Annotated in this window: 16 protein-coding genes; 4 read left to right on the top strand and 12 right to left on the bottom strand. The window is 63.8% G+C overall.

What is annotated here, in order from left to right; translation table 11 throughout:
* The first annotated feature begins 97 nt into the window (after positions 1–97).
* On the top strand, positions 98–1225 hold the full coding sequence (locus DGN21_RS10885) for a Cache 3/Cache 2 fusion domain-containing protein (protein ID WP_215824921.1): 1128 nt from the start codon (positions 98–100) through the stop codon (positions 1223–1225).
* 44 nt (positions 1226–1269) lie between these two features.
* Positions 1270–1875: a hypothetical protein gene (locus tag DGN21_RS10890; RefSeq protein WP_215824922.1), complete on the top strand. Its 606-nt coding sequence runs from the start codon at positions 1270–1272 to the stop codon at positions 1873–1875.
* Positions 1876–1965: 90 nt separating this feature from the next.
* Here DGN21_RS10890 and DGN21_RS10895 read toward each other — a convergent pair whose 3' ends face one another.
* The gene (locus tag DGN21_RS10895; RefSeq protein ID WP_024939198.1) at positions 1966–2529 is read right to left on the bottom strand and encodes a TetR/AcrR family transcriptional regulator; all 564 of its coding nucleotides are present in this window, start codon (positions 2527–2529) and stop codon (positions 1966–1968) included.
* Positions 2530–2615: 86 nt separating this feature from the next.
* Here DGN21_RS10895 and DGN21_RS10900 point away from each other — a divergent pair, with 86 nt between their 5' ends.
* The gene (locus DGN21_RS10900) at positions 2616–3359 is read left to right on the top strand and encodes a glucose 1-dehydrogenase (protein WP_215824923.1); all 744 of its coding nucleotides are present in this window, start codon (positions 2616–2618) and stop codon (positions 3357–3359) included.
* A 364-nt stretch (positions 3360–3723) separates the two neighbouring features.
* On the opposite strand, the gene guaA is transcribed toward DGN21_RS10900, so the two are convergent.
* From guaA to folD, 3 genes are all read right to left on the bottom strand, one after another.
* Positions 3724–5289 carry a glutamine-hydrolyzing GMP synthase gene (gene guaA, locus DGN21_RS10905; RefSeq protein ID WP_160954527.1) on the bottom strand — a complete coding sequence of 522 codons (1566 nt, stop codon included), beginning with the start codon at positions 5287–5289 and terminating at the stop codon, positions 3724–3726.
* 100 nt (positions 5290–5389) lie between these two features.
* Complete coding sequence (gene guaB / locus DGN21_RS10910; RefSeq protein ID WP_016903541.1) at positions 5390–6847, bottom strand: IMP dehydrogenase; 1458 nt, start codon at positions 6845–6847, stop codon at positions 5390–5392.
* Positions 6848–6937: 90 nt separating this feature from the next.
* Entirely contained in the window at positions 6938–7822 is an 885-nt protein-coding gene (folD, locus tag DGN21_RS10915; protein WP_039521785.1) for a bifunctional methylenetetrahydrofolate dehydrogenase/methenyltetrahydrofolate cyclohydrolase FolD, read from the bottom strand.
* 49 nt (positions 7823–7871) lie between these two features.
* Here folD and DGN21_RS10920 point away from each other — a divergent pair, with 49 nt between their 5' ends.
* Entirely contained in the window at positions 7872–8192 is a 321-nt protein-coding gene (locus DGN21_RS10920) for a DUF1244 domain-containing protein (RefSeq protein WP_184613815.1), read from the top strand.
* Positions 8193–8321: 129 nt separating this feature from the next.
* Here the strand turns inward: DGN21_RS10920 and DGN21_RS10925 are convergent, their stop codons facing one another.
* The 8 genes from DGN21_RS10925 to rpsA form a co-directional block, all read right to left on the bottom strand.
* On the bottom strand, positions 8322–10178 hold the full coding sequence (locus DGN21_RS10925) for a monovalent cation:proton antiporter-2 (CPA2) family protein (protein WP_215824924.1): 1857 nt from the start codon (positions 10176–10178) through the stop codon (positions 8322–8324).
* A gap of 172 nt (positions 10179–10350) precedes the next feature.
* Positions 10351–11244 (bottom strand): UTP--glucose-1-phosphate uridylyltransferase GalU, encoded by an 894-nt coding sequence (gene galU / locus DGN21_RS10930; RefSeq protein ID WP_016903544.1) that lies wholly within the window; start codon positions 11242–11244, stop codon positions 10351–10353.
* Complete coding sequence (locus tag DGN21_RS10935; RefSeq protein ID WP_024939212.1) at positions 11244–13151, bottom strand: nucleoside-diphosphate sugar epimerase/dehydratase; 1908 nt, start codon at positions 13149–13151, stop codon at positions 11244–11246. The genes galU and DGN21_RS10935 overlap by 1 nt, the downstream gene beginning before the upstream one ends.
* A 13-nt stretch (positions 13152–13164) precedes the next feature.
* A complete protein-coding gene (locus tag DGN21_RS10940) occupies positions 13165–14142 on the bottom strand; it encodes a glycosyltransferase family 4 protein (RefSeq protein WP_104568392.1) in 978 nt (325 codons plus the stop codon).
* A complete protein-coding gene (gene lapB, locus DGN21_RS10945) occupies positions 14142–15320 on the bottom strand; it encodes a lipopolysaccharide assembly protein LapB (protein WP_016903547.1) in 1179 nt (392 codons plus the stop codon). The genes DGN21_RS10940 and lapB overlap by 1 nt, the downstream gene beginning before the upstream one ends.
* A 6-nt stretch (positions 15321–15326) precedes the next feature.
* Positions 15327–15632 carry a LapA family protein gene (locus DGN21_RS10950; RefSeq protein WP_024939214.1) on the bottom strand — a complete coding sequence of 102 codons (306 nt, stop codon included), beginning with the start codon at positions 15630–15632 and terminating at the stop codon, positions 15327–15329.
* 65 nt (positions 15633–15697) lie between these two features.
* Entirely contained in the window at positions 15698–16009 is a 312-nt protein-coding gene (locus tag DGN21_RS10955; RefSeq protein ID WP_016903549.1) for an integration host factor subunit beta, read from the bottom strand.
* Between the two features lie 88 nt (positions 16010–16097).
* Complete coding sequence (gene rpsA, locus DGN21_RS10960) at positions 16098–17783, bottom strand: 30S ribosomal protein S1 (RefSeq protein ID WP_016903550.1); 1686 nt, start codon at positions 17781–17783, stop codon at positions 16098–16100.
* Positions 17784–17919: the final 136 nt, after the last annotated feature.

Genomic DNA, 17919 nt, shown 5'->3' on the forward strand with positions numbered 1-17919 from the left:
GCATCATGCGCAACAGCCGATAACGGCTAGGTCCGACCGCTGCCGGGGGCTGCGACGGCGTTCGATCCAATCACTAAACGCGTTCAGGGGAATTGCGATGCTTCGTCACTCTTTGCGGGTGCGCCTGCTGTTGCCGGTGCTGGCCTTGGTGCTGGTCGTGGTGGTGGCACTGACGGTCATTCTGGCCATTACCGAAGCGAACCGGGTCAAGTTCGAGACCGGCGACGCGATCGAGCGCCAGTCGGTGTCCTTGCAGACCCTGTTCTCGGTCACCCGCGCGATGATGCTCGATCGCGTCAATTCCTCCATGCGCCAGCTGCGCAAGGAAGCCAACGCACACGGCACCGCCAGCGTCGGCAACGAAGTGCGCGTGGGCGAGCGCAGCGCCAACGACCTGCTGCTGGGCCAGAAGGCGCAGGCCAACGTCTTCGACATGCTCGACGAGGTCACCGCCATCCACGAAGGCACCGCCACGCTGTTCTCGCGTACCGGCGATGACTTCGTGCGCATCTCCACCAACGTCAAGAAGGACGACGGCAGCCGCGCCATCGGCACCGTGCTCGATCCCAACGGCCAGGCCGCCGCCAAGCTGCGCAACGGCGAAAGCTTCTACGGCGTGGTCGACATCCTCGGCAACCCGTACGTCACCGGCTACGAGCCGATCTTCGCCGGCAACGACAAGCGCGTGATCGGTGCCTGGTACGTCGGCTACAAGGCCGACACCCAGGCGCTGGAAAACGTGGTCAGCAGCCGTCGCGTGCTCGACTCCGGCTTCATCGCCGTGTTCGACAGCAAGAACAAGCTGCGCTTCCAGTCCACCACCGGTGCCACCACCGACACCGCCACCATCGAGCGGATCGTCAAGGAAACGCCCAACGACTGGGTCGTCACCAAGCAGGAAGTACCCGATTGGGGCTTCACCCTGGTGTCGGCCTACCCCAAGAGCGACGTCAATGGCGTGATCGTGCGCCAGTCGCTATGGATCGCCGGCATCGGCCTGCTGGTGTGTGCGCTGTTGCTCGGCCTGCAGTGGGCGTTGATCTGGAGCCGCGTGTTGCGCCCGATCCAGCACCTGACCACCGTGGCCGAAGAGCTGAGCCTGGGCAAGTGGAACCACACCATCGACGAGGTCAACCTCAAGGATGAAATTGGTACCCTGGCGCGCGCCATCTCCCGCCTGTCCAACAGTGTCCGGCTGGCCATGGAGCGGCTCAGCAAACGCTGAGCTGCGCGCACCCATTCCGTACCAGATGATGCAAGGAAGACGCCATGTCCACTGAATTCCGTCCGCTGATCGAGGTCCTGCGCGAGCTCAAGGCGCTGGCACTGAAGAAGGCGTCCGGCTTTCTGTTCATCGTCACCGAGAAGAACCACTCCTGCATCATCCGCCTCAGCGCCGGGCAGATCGAGGAAGTGGTGTTCCGCATGCTGCGCAATGACGAGGCAGTGCAACGCCTCACCATGGTCAATGCAGCCAAGGCCCGTTTCCAGGCCGATCCCGGCGCCGGCATGGGCAAGCCCTCGCTGCTGAGCGACGACTCGCGACAATGGTTGATGGGCGGTTTCGAACAGGATCTGGGTGGTGTGCCGGCACCGCCGCGGGCAGCGGTTGCAGCGGCTCCGGCACCGGCCGCCGCACCGAACGCAGGACCTGCAGGCGCTGGGTCGCCACCGGACGAGCGCGTCCGCGATGCACTGGAAAAGGTCGCGCTGAATTATCTTGGCCCGATCGCCGGCATGCTCTGCGACGAAGCCTGGGACGCATCGAGCGACATCGAGCAGGTGCTCAACCAGCTCGGCGCCAACCTCTCCACGCCACAGGAAACGCAGAAATTCATGGCCGATGCGCGCGTGGCGCTGGCCAAGCTGCGCTGACAGGCAACTGCAGTGGATCCAGGATCAAACCGCGCATTGCGCGGTTTTTTTTCGCGCCCACTCGTGCGGAGATAGCTGAATTATCGCTGGCTAATCCAGACTTTTCACGCTTATGCCATTCAAGAACAAGTCGACGAAATGCCCGATACGCGATTTCGATGATTGGTCATTTTCGACTGCAAGGGAGATGGCAGTCACCACGCAAATGAAGTCCTCATACGTGACGTCGCCACGGATCGCACCCGCGTCCTGCCCGCGCTGAAGCAGCCGTCGCCCTTCCGCGGTGATCGCATGACAGCCGGGCGTCCCACATTGGATAACAGCCCCGATCGAAGCAGCAAGGCTCTGATAAATGCTCGTGTTCCTGGCAAGTTCTTCCAGGTACGCGCGTACCGCCTCGCCTGGAGCAAGGTCTCGGTCGCGCGCACGGCTGGCTTGCGCCAGCGACAGGAAACGCTCGTTGCTGGTCGCGGCTAACAGTGCCTCGCGCGTGGGAAAGCGACGATACAGCGTACCGATGCCGACACCTGCGCGCCTGGCAACTTCCTCGAGCGGGACACCAGCTCCTTTTTCCAGAAAGAGCGCTTCAGCTGCAGAAAGGATGAGTTCCCGATTTTTCTGCGCGTCAGCCCGAAGGGCAGGTTCATCACTCACACGTTTTCCTCCCTCTCTTGTCAAGTGGAGGTTACCTCCATATCATAAGTGGAGCAATCCTCCATATTTGAAAAAGGCGCTGGCAAATGACGAACCGTTTCGAGGACAAAGTGGTGGTGATCACGGGGGGCAGCGACGGCATCGGCCTGTCAACGGCGAAGCTGTTCGCCATGGAAGGCGCGCACGTGTACATCACCGGGCGTCGGCAGGACGCACTTACCGAGGCCGTCAAGGAGATCGGCCACGGAGCAGTCGGTGTGCAAGGCGATGTCACCAATTCCGACGACGTCGCGCGGCTTTACGAACGCATCCAACGCGATCACCACAAGGTCGATGTCGTGTTCGCCAATGCGGGCATCTACGAGGTCGTCCCCCTCGACGCGATCGACGCTACGCATTTCGACACGACCTTCGACGTCAATGTGAAAGGCATGGTGTTCACCGTGCAAAAAGCGCTACCGCTGATGACTGCGGGCAGCGCTATCGTCCTCAACGGCTCCATCGCCGGCAGCAAGGGTCTGCCAGGCCAGTCTCTTTACAACGCCAGCAAGGCCGCGGTGCGCTCGTTTGCCCGAAGCTGGACCACTGACCTCAAGGAGCGAGGCATCCGCGTGAACGTCGTCTCGCCTGGTGGCACGCAGACGCGCCTGATACGCAGCTACCTCGACTCGCAACCCGAAGTTGAAAAGGCGCTGAGCAAGAGTGTTCCGCTCGGGCGGTTGGCCGAACCGAACGAGGTAGCACGGGCAGTCCTCTTCCTGGCATCCAGCGAGAGCAGCTTTGTCGCCGGCCATGAGCTTTTCGTCGACGGTGGTGTCGCTGCGGTTTAGGCGTTGGGCAAGACGCGTGGGGTGCACGGCGATCCTGCGTGTCGAAGCCGTACTGATCGTGCAGACATGGCTGCGGCTCTGGTCGAAACGCTTCGTCGAGCGCAGGGTATCCCGCTGCGGTCTTGTTTGACGCAAAGGCGCAATGCAGCCCGCGCTTCTAGAGGGTGATCCTGGCATCCAGCAACGGCACGAGCGCAGACCAGCATCCCATCATCCGCGAAGGTCCAACGTACCTGAGTGCAGAACGCCTCACCCTCCCCCGCCAACGGCGGGGTCCGGGCGCATGCGCACCCGGTCTATTTCACCATCATCGATACTTGCGTCATCTTTTCGACGACTGGCGACAGTCACCGAAAACCTGATGTCACTCCCACTCGATCGTCGCCGGCGGCTTGCCGGAGATGTCGTAGACCACGCGCGAGACGCCGCGCAGTTCGTTGATGATGCGGTTGCTCACCGTGCCGAGGAAATCGTACGGCAGGTGCGCCCAGTGCGCGGTCATGAAGTCGATGGTCTCCACCGCGCGCAGTGCGATTACCCATTCGTAGGCGCGTGCATCGCCGACCACACCGACCGACTTGACCGGCAGGAACACCGCAAACGCCTGGCTGGTCTTGTCGTACAGATCGGCCTTGCGCAGTTCGTCGATGAAGATCGCATCGGCCTTGGCCAGCAGTTCGGCATATTCGCGCTTCACTTCGCCCAGGATGCGCACACCCAGGCCGGGGCCCGGGAAAGGATGGCGATACACCATCGTGCGCGGCAGGCCGAGTTCGACACCGAGACGACGCACTTCGTCCTTGAACAATTCGCGCAACGGCTCGACCAGACCCAACTTCATGTGCTCGGGCAGGCCACCGACGTTATGGTGACTCTTGATCACGTGTGCCTTGCCGGTCTTGCTGCCGGCCGACTCGATCACGTCCGGATAGATCGTGCCCTGCGCCAGCCACTTGGCGTTGGCCAGCTTGTTGGATTCCTCGTCGAAGATATCCACGAACAGGTTGCCGATGATCTTGCGCTTGGCTTCCGGGTCGCTGACGCCTTCGAGCTTGGCGAAGTAACGATCGGCCGCGTTGACGCGGATCACCTTCACGCCCATGTGCTCGGCGAACATCGCCATCACCTGGTCGCCTTCCTGCCAGCGCAGCAGGCCGGTATCGACAAACACGCAGGTCAGCTTGTCGCCGATCGCCTTGTGCAACAGCGCGGCGACCACCGACGAATCGACGCCGCCGGATAGGCCCAGGATCACTTCGTCATCGCCCACCTGCTCGCGCACGCGCGCGATCTGGTCGTCGATGATGTTGGCCGCCGTCCACAGCGTCTGGCAGCCGCAGACATCGACCACGAAGCGGCGCAGCAAGGTCTGGCCCTGCAACGTGTGGGTGACCTCGGGATGGAACTGCACGCCGTACCAGCGCTTGTCCTCGTTGGACATCGCCGCCACCGGGATGCGGTCGGTCACCGCGGTGACGGTGAAGCCCGGCGGCACCTGCGACACGTGGTCGCCGTGGCTCATCCACACATTGAGACGCGATGCGCCGGCATGATCGGTCAGCCCTGCGAACAAGGCATCGGCGGCCACCACATCGACTTCGGCATGACCGAATTCGCGCTGGTCCGCGGCCTCGGTCGCACCACCCAGCTGCGCAGCCAGCGTCTGCATGCCGTAGCAGATACCGAACACCGGCAAGCCGCTGTCGAACACTTCCTGCGGCGCGACCGGCGCACCCGGCAAGGTGGTCGACTCTGGACCACCGGACAGGATGATGCCCTTGGCGCCGAAACTGGCGATCTCCGACGGGTCATGATCCCAGGCCCAGATCTCGCAATACACCCCGATCTCACGGATACGCCGCGCAATCAGCTGGGTGTACTGCGCGCCGAAATCGAGAATGAGGATCTTGTCGCTGTGGATGTTGGTCATTGGCGCCGGGAATCGGGAACGGGGAATCGGGAATGGGCAAAGCGGCGCAGACGCTGGTTCATCGATTCCCGACTCCCGATTCCCCATTCACGCAGAGGCATCAGCCCATGCGGTAATTCGGCGGTTCCTTGGTGATCTGCACGTCGTGGACATGGCTTTCGCGCTGGCCGGCACCGGTGATGGTGACGAACTTCGGCTTGGTACGCATTTCCTCGATGGTCGCGCAGCCCACATAGCCCATCGTGGCGCGCAGGCCGCCGATCAGCTGATGGACGATGCCACCGACCGGGCCGCGGTACGGCACGCGCCCTTCGATGCCTTCCGGCACCAGCTTGTCGGCATCGCTGGAATCCTGGAAATAGCGGTCCTTGGACCCCTTCTCCATCGCGCCCAGGCTGCCCATGCCGCGGTAGCTCTTGTAGCTGCGGCCCTGGAACAGCTCGACCTCGCCCGGGGCTTCCTCGGTGCCGGCGAACAGGCCGCCGACCATCACCGTGGAGGCGCCGGCGACCAGCGCCTTGCCGATGTCGCCCGAATAGCGGATGCCGCCATCGGCGATCAGCGGAATGCGGTCCTGCAGCGCCTCGGCGACCATGTCCACCGCGGTGATCTGCGGCACGCCGACACCGGCGACCACGCGCGTGGTGCAGATCGACCCGGGGCCCACGCCGACCTTGACCGCATCGGCACCGGCGTCCATCAGTGCCAGCGCGGCATCGCCGGTGACGATGTTGCCGCCGATCACCTGCAGCTGCGGATACGCCTTCTTGACCCAGGCCACGCGATCGATCACGCCCTGCGAATGGCCGTGCGCGGTATCGACGATGACCACGTCCACGCCGGCCGCCGCCAGCAGTTCGATGCGCTGCTCGGTGTCGCCGCCCACGCCGACCGCCGCGCCGACCAGCAGGCGCGTGGAACCGTCCTTGGCCGCGTTGGGGTTGTCGGTCTTCTTCTGGATGTCCTTGACCGTGATCAGGCCGCGCAGCTCGAAGCTGTCGTTGACCACCAGGATCTTTTCGATGCGGTTGCGATGCAGCAGCTCCAGCACTTCCTCGTCACTGGCGCCTTCGCGCACGGTGATCAGGCGATCCTTCTTGGTCATGATGTGGCGGACCGGATCGTCGAGCTTCTTCTCGAAGCGCATGTCGCGGCTGGTGACGATGCCGACCAGTTCGCTGCCATCCACCACCGGCACGCCGGAGATGTTGCGCGCGCGGGTCAGCTTGAGCACCTCGCCGATGGTCGTGTCCGGGCTCACCGTGAACGGCTCGGTGATGACGCCGGATTCGAATTTCTTGACCCGGGCAACTTCGCCGGCCTGCTGCGCAGGGGTCAGATTCTTGTGGATGATGCCGATGCCGCCCAGCTGGGCCATGGCCACCGCCAGGCGGTGCTCGGTCACTGTGTCCATCGCGGCCGAGAGAATCGGCAGTTTCAGGCGCAGATCGCGGGTCAGCCGGGTTTCCAGGCTGACGTCCTTGGGCAGGACGATCGAATGAGCGGGGACGAGGGAAACGTCGTCGTAGGTGAGAGCTTCAGCCTGGATGCGTAGCATCGGCGGACCCGAGTTTGGGGAAGCGCGGCATTTTACCCTGAAAGCCTTCACGAAGACACAACGCGACTGCAATGCAGCGTTACGCGCGCCTCAGCCAGCCGCGTCGGCCGCTTCCAGCGTGTTCTGCATCAGCGTGGCGACCGTCATCGGGCCGACTCCACCCGGCACCGGCGTGATCCAGGCCGCACGTTGCACCGCTGCGTCGAAACCGACATCGCCGACCAGGCGACCGTCGTCCAGCCGATTGATGCCGACATCGATCACCACTGCGCCTGGCTTGACCCATTCGCCCGGAATCAGGCCCGGACGACCGACTGCCACCACCAGGATGTCGGCATTGCGCACGCTGGCTTCCAGCACCTCGGGCGGGGTGAACTTGTGGCAGCTGGTGACCGTGCAACCGGCGATCAGCAGCTCCAGGCCCATCGGCCGGCCGACGTGATTGCTCACGCCCACGATGGTCGCGTTGCGGCCGCGCACCGGCTGATCGGTGTGCCCCAGCAAGGTCACGATGCCGCGCGGCGTGCACGGACGCAGGCCGAACTCGCGCAGCGCCAGGTGCCCGACATTCTGCGGATGGAAGCCGTCGACGTCCTTGCGCGGATCGATGCGTTGGATCAGGCGATTGGCATCGGGGATGCCCGGCAGCGGCAGCTGGATCAGGATGCCGTGGATCTTGGGGTCGGCATTGAGCTGATCGATCAGCCGCGCCAGTTCGGCCTCGCTGGTGCCCTGCGGCAAATCGTAATCGAAGGCCTCGATGCCAACCTTTTCCGCGGCACGCCGCTTGTTGCGCACATACACCGACGAAGCCGGATCCCCGCCGACCAGCACCACCGCCAGCCCGGGGCGTGTCTTGCCGGCGGCCAAGCGCGCATCCACGCGCAGCTTCAGCCCGTCGAGCAGTTCCTCGGCGATGCGGCGACCATCGAGAAGGCGGGCCGGAGCAGAGGCAGCTGGCGCGGAAACGGTCATGGGGCGTCAGGTGTAGAGTCGAAGGCCGTCTATTGTCCCCGATTCCGTCATGACCGACACCACCTCGACACCCGATTCCATCGCCACGTCCATCGAAGCGGCCGCATTTCGCCGTCTGTTGCAGCATCTCAACCAGCAGCGCCCGGATGTGCAGAACATCGATCTGATGATCCTGGCCGGCTTCTGCCGCAACTGCCTGGGCGACTGGTACCGCGAAGCCGCCGAAGCGCACGGCCAGCCGATGAGCAAGGAGCAGGCGCGCGAAGCGGTCTACGGCATGCCGTTTGCTGACTGGAAACAGCAGCACCAGAAAGACGCCACGCCCGAGCAACTGGAAGCCTTCGCGGCCGCTCAACGCCGGCACGGCTGAGCCGGTCGACTTGTCAGCTCAGGCCGGCAGCTTGGTGCCGGCCGCTCTATCACCCCAGGTTTTTTTTCTCGACCAGCCGAGGCAATCCCAGCGCCGAACCCGCTTCGGTGCTCGCCAGCCACGCACGACTCAGTCGCGGGTCACGGCTTCGGGCTGAGTGGCCTGCGGCACCGCATCGGGATTGAGCGTGCGGCTCTCCCGCCGCGGCGGGGTGAACGGCGTGGGCTTGGGCACGGTCGGCGTGAGATTGCCGTACATCAGCCCTGCCACGGCGCCGGCACGCGTGTTGCCGGCCGCAATTTCCAGTTCGAACCGCTCGGCATCGCGACGCCGGATCTCGCGCGCGATGGTGACCGCCTCGTCCTCGTCCACGCCCAGCTCGACCAGGGCCGCCTGCCCGAACGCCACCGCCGACTCAAAGGTCTCGCGAATCTGGTAGTCCACCCCGGCGGCGACCAACTGCAACGAATGCTCACGGTCGAACGAGCGCACCAGCAACCTGGCGTGCGGGAACTCGCGCGTTGCCAGCTCGACGATGCGATTGGCCGCCTCGCGGTTGTCGATGCACACCGCGATCGCGCGTGCGCTGTGCGCACCGGAGGCATGCAGCACATCGAGCCGGGTGCCGTCGCCGTAGTAGATCTTGAAGCCGAACTGTTCCGCGCTCTGGATCATCTCGATGTCGTTATCGATGATGGTCACATCCACATCGCGCGCCAGCAGCGACTGGCTGGCAACCTGCCCGAAGCGCCCGAACCCGATGATCAGCACGCTGCCGGTCTGGCCATTGACGGCTTCCACGCCTTCCAGCGACGGCTGGGCGGCCGGCGTCAGCCGTCGCTGCAGCAGCACGAACAGCGGCGTCAGCGCCATCGACAACACCACGATCGCGGTCAGGCTGGCGTTGACCTGTGCGTCGATGACGCCGGATGTCGATGCCGCCGCGAACAGCACGAAGGCGAACTCGCCGCCCTGCGCCATCAGCACGCCCCGATCCAGCGCCTGGCGATGGTCGCTGCGCATCAGCCGCGCCACCGCGTAGATGCACGCGCCCTTGCCGAGCATCAGGGCCAGCACACCGGCCACGATCAGCCGCCAGTCGGCCGCAACCACATGCAGGTCCAGGCTCATGCCGACGCCCAGGAAGAACAGCCCCAGCAGGATGCCGCGGAACGGCTCGATATCCGCCTCGATCTGATGCCGGAAGGTGGATTCGGACAGCAGCACACCGGCCAGAAACGCGCCCATCGCCATCGACAGCCCACCGACCTGCATCAGCAGCGCCGCGCCCAGCACTACCAGCAAGGCCGCCGCTGTCATCACCTCGCGCGCCTTGGACGCGGCCAGGATGCGGAACAAGGGATTGAGCAGCCAGCGCCCCGCCACCACCAGGCCAACGATGCAGGCCAGACCGATGCCGATGTCCTGCCAGCGCTGCGTCGCCGCCTGCGGGTCGCCATTGGCGCCCATCCAGGCCACGATCGCCAGCAGCGGCACGATCAACAGGTCCTCGAACAACAGGATCGCCACGATCTTCTGGCCCGGCGGCAAGGCGACATCGCCCCGCTCTGCCAGCAACTGCATCACCACCGCCGTGGAGGTCAGCACGAAACCGGATGCGGCCACGAATGCCACCGGCGGCGCGAAGCCGAGCAACAGGCCGATGCCGGTCAGCACCAGCGCGCACACTGCGATCTGCAGCGTCCCCAGGCCGAAGATCTCCTTGCGCAGGCTCCACAGGTGTGATGGCCGCATTTCCAGCCCGATCACGAACAGGAACATCACCACGCCCAACTCGGCCACGTGCAGGATCGCCTGCGGGTCATCAAACAGGCCCAGGCCGAACGGACCGATCGCCAGACCCGCAGCCAGGTAACCCAGCACCGAGCCCAGGCCCAGACGTCGGAACACCGGGATGGCGACCACGGCAGCGCCCAGCAAGGCCACCACGTTGATCAGTTCGCTGGATTCGGCAGGCTGGCTCATGCCGAGGATTCTAGCCGCAGGCACGTACCACGGACTTGCACCAGCGTGCCGCGCTGGCAAAGCCGCCTGACGTGTCGATCAGCCAGCGGTACGGCATTCCCGCCCAGCGAGTCCCCAAACGACGAACGACGCCGGATGGCGTCGTTCGTGGATGCAGGCGATGGCCAGGCAATCAGCCGCGCGCGTCGGCCTCGGCCAATGCAGTGCGCAGGATTTCCTTGGCCGGCCCGCCATGCTTTTCGTGCTCGAGCGCGAAATGCACGGTAGCCTCGATCAGACCGATATGCGCGCCGCAATCGAAGCGACGGCCTTCGAAGCGATAGGCGTCGACGGTTTCCTGCTGCAGCAGTCCGGCAATCGCATCGGTCAGCTGGATTTCGCCACCGGCACCGGCGCCGGTCTCTTCGAGCAGTTCGAAGATCTTCGGGTTGAGCACATACCGGCCGACCACGGCCAGATTGCTCGGTGCCACTTCCGGCTTGGGCTTTTCGACGATGGCGTTGATGCGCCCCTTGCGACCATCAAACGCATCGGTGGCCACGATGCCGTAGCTGGCGGTCTTGTCGTGTGGCACATCCTCCACGGCGATGACGCTGCCGCCCGAGGCTTCGGCCACATCGGCCATTTGGGTCAGCGCACCGGCACCCCGGTTCCAGATCAGGTCGTCCGGCAGCAACACCGCAAACGGCTCGTCGCCGACCACGGCCTTGGCACACAGCACGGCGTGACCCAAACCGAGCGCTTCGGCCTGCGTCACGAAAATGGCGCGCACGCCTTCCGGCAAGGCATGCCGCACCAGCTCCAGCTGTTCGAGCTTGCCGGCGCGCTCGAGTTTTTGCTCCAGTTCGTAGGCCTTGTCGAAGTAGTCGGCGATCGAGTGCTTGTAGCGATTGGTCACGAAGATCAGCGTGTCGCAACCGGCCTGGATGGCCTCGTCGACGGCGTACTGGATCAAAGGTTTGTCGATGATTGGCAGCATTTCCTTCGGCACCGTCTTGGTTGCCGGAAGAAAGCGGGTCCCAAGACCTGCGACGGGGAATACGGCCTTGCGAATACGCTTGCTCATTAAAGTCTTCTGACCTCACGTGCGGGGAATGGAACGACCGTATCAGATCGCGCGTCGACTTTCCGTCGAGCAGCCGCAAAATCCGGCATCAGACTGCCCAGCACAGTCTCCATCGCCTTGATGTCGTAACGGTTAACCGCCTCACGCAAGCGCGTCACCAGCTGCAACACCTGCTCGTGCGAGAACTCGCGCACACCGGCTTCCAGAATCTTGGGATGCGCGGTGGGGCGATAGTCTTCGTCGGAATAGAACAGGGTTTCGTGCAGCTTCTCGCCCGGACGCAGACCGGTATAGAGGATCGCCACATCCTTGCCGGGTTGCTTGCCGGCAAGACGGATCATCTGCTCGGCGAGCAGGCGGATCGGCACCGGCTCACCCATGTCCAATGTATAGATCGCGCCATGCGAGGCAGAGGCCGCGGCCTGCACCACCAGCTGGCAGGCTTCCGGAATGGTCATGAAGTAACGCGTCACATCCGGATGCGTCACCGTGACCGGGCCACCCTGGCGGATCTGCTCGCGGAACAACGGCACCACGCTGCCGGCCGAATCCAGCACGTTGCCGAAACGCACGGTGATGAAGCGCGTTGGCGCATCGCGCGCGTCCAGGCTCTGGCAGATCATCTCCGCGTAACGCTTGCTCGCGCCCAGCACGTTGACCGGCTCGACCGCCTTGTCGGTGGAGATGAAGACGAAGGTCTCGATGCGTGCGCGCTGGCAGGCGCGCGCCACGTTTTCGGTGGCCAGCACGTTGTTGCGTACCGCCTCGCGCAACTGCTCTTCCAGCAGCGGTACCTGCTTGTAGGCGGCGGCATGAAAGACGGCATCCGGCAACGCGGTGTTCAAGGCATGCGCGACCACCGCCGGGTCGCCGCAATCGCCAAGCACGCGCACCACCTCGATATCGGGGAACAACCGACGCAGGTCCGAATCAACGGTCAGCAACGCCAGCTCATCGATCTCCAGCAGCACGATGCGGCGCGCACCGTGCCGGGCGCACTGGCGGCACACTTCCGACCCGATCGAACCACCCGCGCCGGTCACCATCACTGTCTTGTTGGTCAACCAGTCGCGAATCAGGCGCCAATCCGGGGTAACCGGCTTGCGGTTGAGCAGGTCCTCGATCGCGACTTCTTTCAGTTCGCCTGGCAACGAGCGCCCTTCCAGCACGTTGATCAGCTTGGGCACCATGCGGAACGGCAGCCCGGTACTTTCGCAGATGGCCACCACGCGCTGCATGCCCGAGGCATCCAGCGACGGGATCGCGATGACCAGCAGTTTGGCCGCCGTCTCCTTGGCGATGGCTGCAGCCTGGTCCAGGTTGCCCAGCACATTCAGGCCCTGGATCTTGGCGCCATGCAGATTGTTGGCATCGTCCAGATACCCGACCGGCACGAATGCACCGGTGCGGCGCAGATCACGGACCAGACCTTCGGCGGCACGGCCTGCGCCAAGGATCAAGACGCGTTGCGCAGCATCGCCGGAGTGGGCGATCTGGTAATCCTTCCAGGCGCGATACAGCAGCCGCGGCGTGCCCAGCAGCGCCGAAAGGGCAAAGGGATAAACCACCAGCACCGACAGCGGCACTCCGTCCAGGCGGTCATAGGACAGCGCCAGCACGATCGCGACCAAGCCGAGAAAACTCGACTTGAAGATGTTCCACAGGTCCGGCACCGAGGCGAATCGCCACAGCCCGCGATATAAGCCCATCTTCCAGAACACCAGGCCTTGCGCGACCAGGACCACCGCGGTGCGCCAATCCCATAACGGCAGATCGGGAGCCTCGCGCAGCATGGAGTAGCGGCCTGCATGCAGCAACTGCCAGCACACCCACACCATCAACAGGTCATGCAGCACCACCGCTGCTTGCGGCAGGGCCTTGGTCAAACGGTCACGCCAGGAAATCATAAAAGTCCGTTACTCAGGAATTGCGCAATCCATCGCGCAGGAAGTGCCAGATTGCGGTGGCACCCAGTCCCCATACCAGGGCTCCGGATACCTGCAGCCAAGTTGCATCATGACGAAGTAACACATACAAGCAGACGACGGCGACGCTGAAAGCGAAATAAATACCGGTTACCGGAACGTGCGTCTCAAGCCTGCGTGCCAGACGCTGATAGAGATGTTGGGCGTGTGGCTCCCACCACCGTTGCCCGGCGAGCATGCGAGACAGCAGCGTGAAGCCGGCGTCTACAAGAAATGCTGTCAGTGGCAACCAACTGATCCACCAGCTCACCTGGCCGCTGGCCACCGTCAGCGCCAGCAGCGCAGCCAGCACATATCCCAACGCACCACTGCCGCCATCACCCAGAAAGATGCGCGCACGCGGAAAGTTGAACGGCAAAAATCCCAGGCAGGACGCGGCGACGGCAAGACCGGCCCACGCCCAGGCACCAGGCAAGACCGCAGCAAACGCCAGCGCGGCCAGGGCCGCCTGGCTGCTGGCCAGGCCGTTGATGCCGTCCATGAAGTTCCAGACGTTGATCAACACTACCGACGCCATGGCGGTGAGCACGCCATCCCAGAGCCTGCCGGTGTAATGGCTGACCAGCCAGCCCAGCATGACCGACGCCAATAGGTGGATCGCAAAACGCAGCCTGGCCGAGAGCGGACGATGGTCGTCCCACCAACCCACGCCAGCCACCAGCACCAGCCCGGCCGCGAACCAACCAAGAATCGGGCCTGCAGCCGGCCAGATCACGCCGGCTGCCACGCACCCGGACAGCAGCGCCGCCACGATTGCCATGCCACCGCCACGTGGGGTCGCGACCACATGGCTGCGGCGTTCACCCGGATGATCGAGCAGCCGCCGATGCAGCGCGTAACGTCGCAACAACCAGGTTCCCAGTGCCGCGACCGTCAGGTGCAACAGACACCACCACAGCCAGGCCTGCGGCATCAGACCACCGCGTAGTTCAACAGCGGCTTGACCGTGCCCCATTCCTTGCAACTCGGGCATTGCCAGTGATGGGTCTTGGCGCCGAAGCCGCAGCGGGTGCAGCGGTAACTCGGGTTGCGCACCAGCAACTGGTCGGTGATGTGCTTGAGGTCCTGCAAGGTGCCGACCGGGTCGCTGCCTTCGGCCAGGGTCAGGTCGATCAACGCCGATTCGCCGCGGACCGAGGGCCGGTCCTTGAGCTGGCGGCCCAGGTAGGCCAACGCAGGTGCCACACCGTCCTGGGCTTCCATCAACTGGGTCAATGCCAGCACCGGGGCGATGCCGCGATAGTGCTCGGTCATCTCGGACAGGAAATTACGTGCGCCGGCGATATCGCCGACCCGGCGATAGGCCGCCATCAATGCGGGAATGATCTCCGGCAGGTATTCCGGATCGTGCCGCGCAGCGCGCTCGAACGCGCGCACTGCCGCTTCGTCGTGTCCGCGCTCGGCTTCGATGCGTCCCTCCAGAATGCCGGCGCGCACCGAGGTGCCATCGGCCTGGTAGGCGCGCGCGATCGCCTGCAATGCTTCGTCGGGCTTGCTCAGGCCACGATAGCGGTCGGCCAGCTCGCACTCGAATTGCGAAATCAGCTTGCCCATCGGCTCGCCGGTGACTTCTTCGTAACGGGTGGCGTTGTCGATCGCCTTTTCCCAGTCGCGCTCGGCCTGATAGATGCCGATCAGGTGACGCAGCGCCTGCGGCGCACGCTGATCCAGTTGCGCCAGTTCGGTGAACACGGTCTCGGCGCGATCCAGCAGGCCGGACTTCATGTAGTCCTCGCCCAGCGCCAGCAAGGCCTGCACCCGCTGCTGATCGGTCAGGTCGGCGCGTTGCACCAGGCCCTGATGCAGCCGGATCGCGCGGTCGACCTCACCGCGACGGCGGAACAAATGCCCCAACGCGACCTGGGTCTCGAAGGTTTCCTTGTCCAGTTCGGCGATATGCAGAAACAGCTCGATCGCCTTGTCCGGCTGCTCGTTGAGCAGATAGTTCAAGCCACGAAAGTAGGTGCTGGACAGGCGACTGACCTGGGTATCGCCGTGGCGTTGACCACCGCGGCGGCCAACGACCCAGCCCCCCAGCGCTGCCAACGGCACGAACAGGAAGAACCAGATCCACTCGGTCAGAAAGTCCATACGCGCTTACAGTCCATCAAAGGGGCGCGGCTCGACTGCGGCAGGCGCAATGGGCCTGGCGTCGGCGCGACTGACTGCAACCGCCTTGTTGGCCTGGCGCAGTTTGGAATAGAGGGGAATGACCACACTGACCAGCACCATGCCGGCGCCGATCAACACACCGACCAGCAGCGCGACGATGATCGCGATTCCGGAGGTCGTGTGCACACTAGAGAAAAGGAAGTCGAGAGTGACGTCCTGGGAATTGACCGCACCGATGATCAGACCGACCAGCAGGAAGGCCAACATCACCAGCAAGCGAAACACCTTCATGGCCAGACTCCGTCAAAAGAGGCTTAGCTTAACCGAGCCGACATAAACGCAGCGGCAGAATGACCTCAGTCAGCCGCATCCAGCAGATCGACCGGGACCACGGAGCTGACACGCTCGCGCAATTCCTTGCCAGGCTTGAAATGCGGAACATGCTTGCCCGGCAACGCGACCGACTCGCCGGTCTTCGGATTACGGCCAAGACGTGGCGGGCGGTAATGCAGCGAGAAGCTGCCGAACCCGCGGATTTCGATCCGATCACCATCGGAGAGCGCCTGCCCCATCATTTCCAGCAGCGATTTGACTGCCAGATCCACGTCGTCCGCCTTCAGATGCGCTTGACGTCGCGCCAGGATTTCAATCAATTCGGACTTGGTCATGGGAAGACTTGCTTTTTTCGACTGACACATCGGAATCGGCCCGGGCAAGCCCGGGCCGATCCATCACGCTCTTGCGAGCGCTACGCGCTTACTCGGACTTGTTGCTGTTCAACTGTGCACGCAGCAGCGCGCCCAGCTGGGTCATGCCACCGGATGCGGCCGAAGACTGGTATTCCTCCAGCGTTTCGCGCATTTCGGCATCGTCCTTGGCCTTGATCGACAGCTGCAGGGTGCGGCCCTTGCGGTCCATGCCCACGAACTTGGCTTCGATCTTGTCGCCGACCTTCAGGTGCTGGGTCGCGTCGTCCACACGCTCGTTGGCGATGTCGCGTGCAGCGACGTAGCCTTCGATGCCGTCGGCCAGGTCGATCGTGGCGCCCTTGGCATCCACTTCACGCACCACGCCTTCGACCTTCGAACCCTTCGGGTTGGACGCCATGTACTGGCCGAACGGATCCTGCTCCAGCTGCTTGACGCCCAGGCTGATACGCTCACGTTCCGGATCGACTGCCAGCACAACGGCTTCCAGCGTGTCGCCCTTCTTGTAGTTGCGCACGACATCTTCGCCGGTGGTGTTCCAGCTGATGTCGGACAGGTGGACCAGGCCGTCGATGCCGCCGTCCAGACCGATGAAGATGCCGAAGTCGGTGATCGACTTGATCTGGCCGGACACCTTGTCGTTCTTCTTGTGGGTGGCAGCGAAGGTTTCCCACGGATTGGCGGCAACCTGCTTCATGCCCAGCGAGATGCGGCGACGCTCCTCGTCGACATCCAGCACCATCACTTCGACTTCGTCACCCACCTGCACAACCTTGGACGGGTTGACGTTCTTGTTGGTCCAATCCATCTCGGAGACGTGCACCAGACCTTCGACGCCCGGCTCGATCTCGACGAATGCGCCGTAATCGGTGACGTTGGAGACCTTGCCGAACACGCGGCTGTTGGCCGGGTAGCGACGTGCGATGTTGTCCCACGGATCTTCGCCCAGCTGCTTCAGGCCGAGGCTGACGCGGTTACGCTCGCGATCGAACTTCAGCACGCGCACGTCCAGCTCGTCGCCGACGTTGACGACTTCGGACGGATGGCGCACGCGCTTCCAGGCCATGTCGGTGATGTGCAGCAGGCCGTCGATACCGCCCAGGTCCACGAACGCGCCGTAATCGGTCAGGTTCTTGACGACACCCTTCAGGATCGCGCCTTCCTGCAGCTTGTCCATCAGCTGCTCGCGCTCTTCCGAGTGCTCGCTCTCGACCACGGCACGACGCGAGACCACCACGTTGTTGCGCTTGCGGTCCAGCTTGATCAGCTTGAACTCGAGTTCCTTGCCTTCCAGGTAGGCCGGGTCGCGCACCGGGCGCACATCCACCAGCGAACCAGGCAGGAACGCGCGGACATCCTTGATGTCCACGGTGAAACCACCCTTGACCTTGCCACTGATGCGGCCGGTGATGGTTTCGTTCTTTTCCAACGCCTCTTCCAGCTCGTCCCACACCATTGCGCGCTTGGCCTTCTCGCGCGACAGCACGGTCTCACCGAAGCCGTTCTCGATGGAATCGAGGGCAACCTTGACCTGGTCGCCTACGCCGACATCGATCTCGCCAGCGTCATTACGGAACTGCTCGATCGGCACGATGCCTTCGGACTTCAGGCCAGCGTTGATCACCACCACGTCGCCGCGCACTTCCACGACGGTACCGGTGACAATGGAGCCCGGCTTCAGCTTCGCCAGATTGGCTTGACTGGCTTCGAACAGTTCAGCAAAAGATTCTGTCATTTGAATTTTACTCAGTTGAACACACGGGCGTTGATCGTCGAATGCGACAGATGCCAAGCGCCCAGCCTGTTGGTCGACTCCGGACAGCGAGTCGGTTAAGTAGTAGTAGAACCGCCACACGGGATGTGCGACGGAG

Origin of the sequence: Xanthomonas sp. MLO165 (assembly GCF_018831305.1) — a bacterium.
GTDB classification, from domain to species: domain Bacteria; phylum Pseudomonadota; class Gammaproteobacteria; order Xanthomonadales; family Xanthomonadaceae; genus Xanthomonas; species Xanthomonas arboricola.